6 protein-coding genes are annotated in these 6,514 nt (G+C 59.4%); 4 read left to right on the top strand and 2 right to left on the bottom strand.

Annotation, left to right across the window (positions count from 1 at the left end; all coding sequences use genetic code 11):
• Positions 1 to 121: 121 nt before the first annotated feature.
• Positions 122 to 1,381: a flavin-containing monooxygenase gene (locus tag V3W49_RS18265; protein WP_500147415.1), complete on the bottom strand. Its 1,260-nt coding sequence runs from the start codon at positions 1,379 to 1,381 to the stop codon at positions 122 to 124.
• Between the two features lie 394 nt (positions 1,382 to 1,775).
• Between V3W49_RS18265 and V3W49_RS18260 the strand changes: the two genes are divergently transcribed.
• From V3W49_RS18260 to argE, 4 genes are read left to right on the top strand one after another with little or no spacing between them, the layout of a single operon-like run.
• Positions 1,776 to 3,185 (top strand): purine-cytosine permease family protein, encoded by a 1,410-nt coding sequence (locus tag V3W49_RS18260; RefSeq protein ID WP_500147414.1) that lies wholly within the window; start codon positions 1,776 to 1,778, stop codon positions 3,183 to 3,185.
• Between the two features lie 57 nt (positions 3,186 to 3,242).
• Positions 3,243 to 3,665 (top strand): RidA family protein, encoded by a 423-nt coding sequence (locus V3W49_RS18255; protein WP_500147413.1) that lies wholly within the window; start codon positions 3,243 to 3,245, stop codon positions 3,663 to 3,665.
• Between the two features lie 11 nt (positions 3,666 to 3,676).
• Entirely contained in the window at positions 3,677 to 4,351 is a 675-nt protein-coding gene (locus V3W49_RS18250) for a DUF1028 domain-containing protein (protein WP_500147411.1), read from the top strand.
• Positions 4,344 to 5,492, top strand: a complete 1,149-nt coding sequence (argE, locus tag V3W49_RS18245; RefSeq protein ID WP_500147410.1) for an acetylornithine deacetylase — start codon at positions 4,344 to 4,346, stop codon at positions 5,490 to 5,492. Before V3W49_RS18250 ends, argE begins: the two co-directional genes overlap by 8 nt.
• Here the strand turns inward: argE and V3W49_RS18240 are convergent.
• A complete protein-coding gene (locus tag V3W49_RS18240) occupies positions 5,489 to 6,397 on the bottom strand; it encodes a LysR substrate-binding domain-containing protein (protein ID WP_500147408.1) in 909 nt (302 codons plus the stop codon). The two genes, argE and V3W49_RS18240, sit on opposite strands and share 4 nt — an antisense overlap.
• Between the last annotated feature and the right edge of the window lie 117 nt (positions 6,398 to 6,514).

The raw sequence follows: 6,514 nt of genomic DNA, 5'->3' as shown, positions 1-6,514 counted from the left end.
TCCGGAAACGAGTGAGCGTTTCCGGATTCTTACACAACTATTGGATCGATCAACCGATCCTTAACTGATCGGCATTAACGCCATCTGCGCCGGGTTTTTTTATACCTTATCCAAAAGCCCCCTACTCCCCCGACGGCTGGTAATGCTCGTAATTACGTCGGGTGGCGATATGGTCGGCGATATGCTTCGCATCGTGCCATACGCCCCAGATAAAAGTGGAGCCGCGGCGCGACAGCCAGGGCAACCCCAGGAAATAGATGCCTGATTCACTGGAAACGCCGCGCTGATGACGCGGCTTGCCCAGCTCATCAAAAGCATCGACCTCCATCCAGCTGTGATCGGTGGCGTAACCGGTCGCCCAGATAATCGAAGTCACGCCTGAACGGGCCAGATCGAGACTCAGAATCGGATCCGTAACACATGAGGGATCCGGCAACATTTCCCGCGCTTCGGGCTCTTCCGGCAGGGAGGCACCGTTACGTTCCACCCAGGCATCTGCGGCATCAAGCAGCCCCAGATAGTTTTCATCGCCGCGGGCGATATTATCCGCCAGATCGGCGTTGAATGTAGCGATCCCCTGCTCAAAGGCCTGGGTTCTGCCCACCAGCGTAATTCCTTCATGCGCCAGATGCCGGAAATCGACGGTGCGCCCGCCTCTGGCGCCGCTTACGGCGATGGTCACGTGCTCTTTGCCCGGTTCGCTGGAGGCCAGATCCCATAGCCCCAGAACGCCCAGCCACCAGCAGAAATCACGATTACGGTAAGAACGCGGCGGTCGATCGTGAGGGCCAACCGACAGATACACCTCGCGCCCGGCGCGCCGCAGTTCATCGGCGATCTGTACGCCTGAAGATCCTGCGCCCACCACCAGAACCGCCCCTTCAGGAAGCTGTTGCGGGTTACGGTAGTGCGCCGAGTGAATCTGATACAGTTCCGGATCCTGGGGTGCTATCGCCGGAATAACCGGGCGCTGGAACGGGCCGGTCGCGGCCACCACATGCAGCGCTTCGATGGTTCCTTCCGACGTTTCAACGGTAAAACCGGGGCGCCCCTGGTTGCGACGCAGTCGTTTCACCTCTACTCCGGTACGAATCGGCGCGTTGAACTGCTGCGCATAGGCGACAAAGTAATCTGCGATCTGCTCTTTCGGCACGAAGCCGTCAGGATCGCCGGGAAACGCCATACCGGGAAAGCGGTCGTGCCAGGCCGGGCCGTTCGCCACCATCGAATCCCAGCGCGCGCTACGCCAGGCTTCGGCTATCCGATTTTTTTCCAGCACCAGGTGCGGGATATCCAGACGGGTCAGGTGTTCGCTCATCGCCACACCGGCCTGCCCCGCGCCCACCACTAATGTGTCGATTTGAATTGTTTCTGGCGTCATCTCTGTATCCTGAGTCATGGGGAATAACTCAAGACTATGGAGCCGCCGTGGGAGGGTAAAATAGTATTAAGCTGGTTACTGACCATAAATTAACAAATCAGCTACCTTACAATTACCTGCACCCTTTAAAAGGGGATTCCCAGGCTTGCAGACGGTAATAGCTAAACGCGCTGACGCCGCGTTCATCCATCACAAATTCATATTACTGACAACTAGTTACCCTGTTATTTCGGGTGAATAAGCAGATATAGTTTTTTTCTAACCCCTGAGAACAAACTTACTAATTTACCCACCGCCGCAACAGTGCGCATTATCAATTCGATAACAAAAAGCCGCCATCATGATGCGGCACCAGCACGACTTCACCTGTCTCTTTGTCGCTTTGGAGTTTGCTATGTCCAACACACAAATATCGCCACCGCTCGTTGAAAAACACACTATCGGCTATATTCCACCGGAAGATCGGCACGGAAAAGTCAGGGATCTGTTTACGCTCTGGTTCGGGGGCAATATCGCGCCGTTGCCGATCGTCACCGGCGCCCTTGGCATTCAACTCTTTCACCTGAATCTGCTATGGGGCATCGTCGCCATTCTGGTCGGTCAGTTGATCGGCGGCGTACTGATGGCGCTCCATTCCGCGCAGGGCCCGCAGATGGGGATCCCGCAGATGATTCAGAGCCGCGCCCAGTTTGGCTCGCTGGGATCGCTGCTGGTTGTGGTCATCGCCGGGATCATGTACATCGGTTTCTTCGCCTCCAATATCGTGCTGGCGGGCCAGTCGCTGCACGGCATCGCCGACGGCGTCCCCCTACCGGTCGGCATTATGCTCGGCGCCGTGGGCTCTGGCGCGATCGGCATTATCGGCTACCGCTTTATTCACGTTCTCAACCGCATCGGTACCTGGGTGCTGGGGATAGGGATCCTGGTCGGCTTCGGCTATATCCTGACCCATATCCACACCGGGGACTTCCTGACCCGCGGCAGTTTTAATCTCTCCGGCTGGCTGGCGACGGTTTCGCTGGCGGCGCTATGGCAGATCGCCTTTGCCCCTTACGTTTCCGACTATTCCCGCTATCTGCCGGAAAAGGTCTCTGTTGCCTCTACTTTTTGGGCTACCTGGCTGGGATCGACCCTGGGCTCCAGCCTGGCGTTTATTTTTGGCGCCATGGCGGTACTGGCAACGCCGCCGGGGCTGGAAACCATGGAAGCGGTGAAACTTGCCACAGGCGCGATTGGCCCGCTAATGCTGATCCTGTTCCTGCTGAGCGTAATCAGCCATAACGCCCTTAACCTGTATGGCGCCGTGCTCTCTATCATCACCCTGGTGCAGACCTTCGTCTGGCGCTGGATCCCCGGGCACCGCAGTCGTACCTGGATCTCCATCATCGTGCTGATCGGCTGCTGTATTGCCGCGATCGGCGCCTCCGCCGACTTTATCAGCCACTTTGTCGATCTGGTTCTGGCGCTGCTGGTGGTTCTGGTGCCCTGGACCGCCATCAACCTGATCGACTTCTATGCTATCCACAAGGGCAGCTACGATATTCAGTCGATCTTCCGGGTCGATGGCGGCATCTACGGTCGCTATAACCCCCAGGCGCTGCTGGCCTACGCCATTGGGATTCTGGTGCAGATCCCCTTTATGAATACCCCGCTCTACGTCGGCCCCATCTCGCGCTATATCAATGGCGCCGATCTTTCATGGTTGATTGGCCTGCTGGTGACCTCGCCGCTCTATTACTGGCTGGCCACCCGTGACACCGCCTATCGCCGCCGCCAGAGCGGGCTGCAACATCCCATAAGCTGAATAAAACACGGCGCCTGAACGGGCGCCGTACAGGAAAGAAGAACAGAGGAGTCACACATGAGCTCACCCACCCATACCCGTATCCGCATGTTTAATACCAAAAGCACCTACCCCAACCAGACCCTGGACAACGATCTGTGCCAGGCGGTGCGCGCCGGTAATACCGTCTACGTGCGCGGCCAGGTCGGCACCGATTTCGAAGGCAATCTGGTGGGGCTGGGCGACCCTCAGGCCCAGGCGGAGCAGGCGATGAAAAACGTGAAACAACTGCTGGAAGAGGCGGGCAGCGACCTTTCGCACATCGTAAAGACCACCACTTACATTACCGATCCGCGCTTTCGCGAGCCGGTCTACCGCGAGGTGGGCAAATGGCTGAAAGGGGTCTTTCCTATCTCCACTGGTCTGGTGGTTGCCGGCCTGGCCCAGCCCGAGTGGTTGATGGAAATTGACGTTATCGCCGTAATTCCGGATAACCAGTAACAGGAGGCGCCATGACCTTTTCTATTGCGGCACGCTGCCCGGAAACCGGGCAACTGGGCATCGCCGTCAGCTCATCCAGCATCGCCGTTGGGGCGCGCTGCCCCTGGGCACGTTCCGGCGTGGGAGCGGTATCGAGCCAGAATATCACCCTGCCCCAGCTCGGCCCGGACATTCTTGATGCCCTGGCACAGGGAGCGACGCCTCAGCAGGCCCTGAAGCAGGTGCTGGCCGGTCGGGACTTCAGCGAATACCGTCAGATTACGGTTATCGACAGTCGCGGCGAAACGGCGGTCTTTAGCGGTGCCCGCTCGCTCGGTACCTGGCATGAGGCCCGGGGGCGCGGCTGCGTGGCGGCAGGGAATATGCTGGCCGATACGACGGTTGTCGATACCCTGATAAGCCATTTTGAGCAGAGCAGCGGCCCGCTCCCCGGTCGGCTGGTGTCCGCCCTTCAGGCCGCGCTGGCCAAAGGCGGAGAAGCCGGGCCGGTGCACTCCGCCGCCCTGAAGGTGGTAGGCGGTTACAGCTGGCCGATAGTCGACCTGCGGGTGGACTGGGCCGATAGCGATCCCATCGGACAGCTTGCCGAATTATGGCAGGCCTATGCTCCCCAGATGCAGGACTATATTACCCGCGCTATCGATCCGCGGGAGGCGCCGGGATACGGAGTACCGGGCGATGAATAACAACCTGCGAGAGATCCTGGCGCGCCTGCTAAGCTTCGACACCACCAGCCGCGAGTCGAACCTGGCGATGATTCACGCCATACGCGACTATCTGGCGGAACACGGCATCGATAGCGAGCTGTTTTACAACGAGAGCGGCAGCAAGGCCAATCTGTACGCCACCCTTGGCCCGAAGGGTGGCGGTGGAGTGATCCTCTCCGGCCATACCGATGTGGTGCCGGTGGATGGCCAGCAGTGGAGCGTTCCGCCTTTCGCCCTGACCCAGCGAGACGGTCGCTACTATGGCCGGGGCAGCGCCGATATGAAAGGCTTTCTGGCCTGCGTGCTGGCGGCCATACCGGATTTCACCGCCCGGCCGCTGCGCCTGCCGCTGCATCTGGCCTTCTCCTACGATGAAGAGGTGGGCTGCCTGGGCGTGCGCAGTCTGGTGTCTCATATTCAGGCCAGCCCCGATAAGCCCGCCCTGTGCATTATCGGCGAACCTACCCGGATGCGACCGGTTTTCGGTCATAAAGGAAAGATGGCAATGCGCTGCCAGGTACAGGGTCACCCCTGCCACTCGGCGTATGCGCCGCAGGGCGTCAACGCCATCGATTACGCCTCGAAGCTTATCGGCAAACTTGGCGCTCTTGGCGAAGAACTCCGCCAGCGCCAGGACTCGCGTTTCGATCCGCCATTCAGCACGCTACAGGTGGGTACCATCAGTGGCGGCAGCGCCCTGAATATCGTGCCGGAACACTGTCGCTTCGATATCGAAATTCGCCATCTGCCGGATCACGCGCCGGAAACGACCTTCGACGCGCTGCGCCGCTATGCAGAGAGCGAACTGCTGCCCGCCATGCATCGCATCGACGATGGCTGCGATATTCGCTTTCAGCCGCTGAGCCGCTATCCCGGGCTGCTGACCGATCCGCAATCCGACTTCGCCCAACTGCTGGCCGACTGGTGCGGTAGCGACAGCTTTGACACCGTGGCTTTCGGTACCGAAGGCGGACTGTTCGATGAAGCGGGCGTCGCCACCCTGGTCTGCGGGCCAGGCAGCATGGAACAGGGCCACAAAGCCGATGAGTATGTCGAGATTGAGCAGCTCGATCGCTGTATGGCGATGCTGGCCAGCCTGAAAGGCTGGATGGCGGCTTAAACTGCCTCTGCCAGCTCCGCCTTACAGAATTCCACGAACAGCTGCGCCGGTCGGGTTAACCGGCTGCGGCGCAGCCAGGCCGCCGCCAGACCAGATCCTTCCACCTCGTCAGCCAGTTCGACCGCCGCCAGCGGCTGGCCGTCGTAGCTGCGCTCGCCGTGCGGGCGGGTCACCAGCACGGCAAACCCGAATCCCTGCCCTACCATGCCGCGCACCATTTCAATGGAAGGCGAGCTAAAAACGATGTTGGGGGTAATCCCGGCCCGGGTAAACAGGTTAACGAAGTAGTTACGGCTGGGTTGTACGTCCAGCAGGATCATCGGCTCATCCGCCAGATCCGCCAGCGAGATACAGGGCTGGCTGGCGAACCTATGGCTGGCGGGCAGCAAGATGTATGGGCGACTCGGTGCCACCAGCGGATCGACGCTGATGCTGTCGTCCAGATCGTGATTAAACAGCAGCGCCAGATCGAAACTGCCGGCGGTCAGCCCCTGTACCAGTTCGTGCTGCTCGCCGTCGCGGATCACTATCTCCACCCCGGGATAACTCGCCTTAAAACCGCGCAGCAGCTTCGGCAGGATCAGCGGCGCGACGGTTTCAAAACAGCCGATATCGATCTTCCCGGAGATCATATCGTTATCCGCCAGCGCATCCTGTTCGAATTCATGCGCCATCCTTAGTAGGCGCAGAGCCTTATGGTGAAAGCGCGCTCCGGAAGGCGTCAGGGAAACCCCCTGAGCGTGGTGACGGATAAACAGCTGCACGCCGAAGCTGTCTTCCAGATTTTTTATCGCCGTCGAGATCGAAGGCTGGGCGATATAGAGCTTTCGCGAGGCTTCCGCCACGCTGCCGCTTTCCACGGTGGCAACAAAATATTTTAACTGGCGCAGGGTATAGTTCGCCATAGGGGCTCCTTAATGCAGGTGTTATGTGTCACCCGGTCCCTCAGGCGCGTTTTAAGATAGTGTAATCAGCCGCCGCGCCCGGACAAAGCGTTCGGGATCGCGAAATCAAGATTTTGC

Origin of the sequence: Rosenbergiella sp. YN46 (assembly GCF_036620675.1) — a bacterium.
Lineage (GTDB): Bacteria > Pseudomonadota > Gammaproteobacteria > Enterobacterales > Enterobacteriaceae > Jejubacter.
The sequence above is the reverse complement of the archived record's forward strand: the minus strand, read 5'-3'. Positions and strand labels throughout refer to the sequence as shown.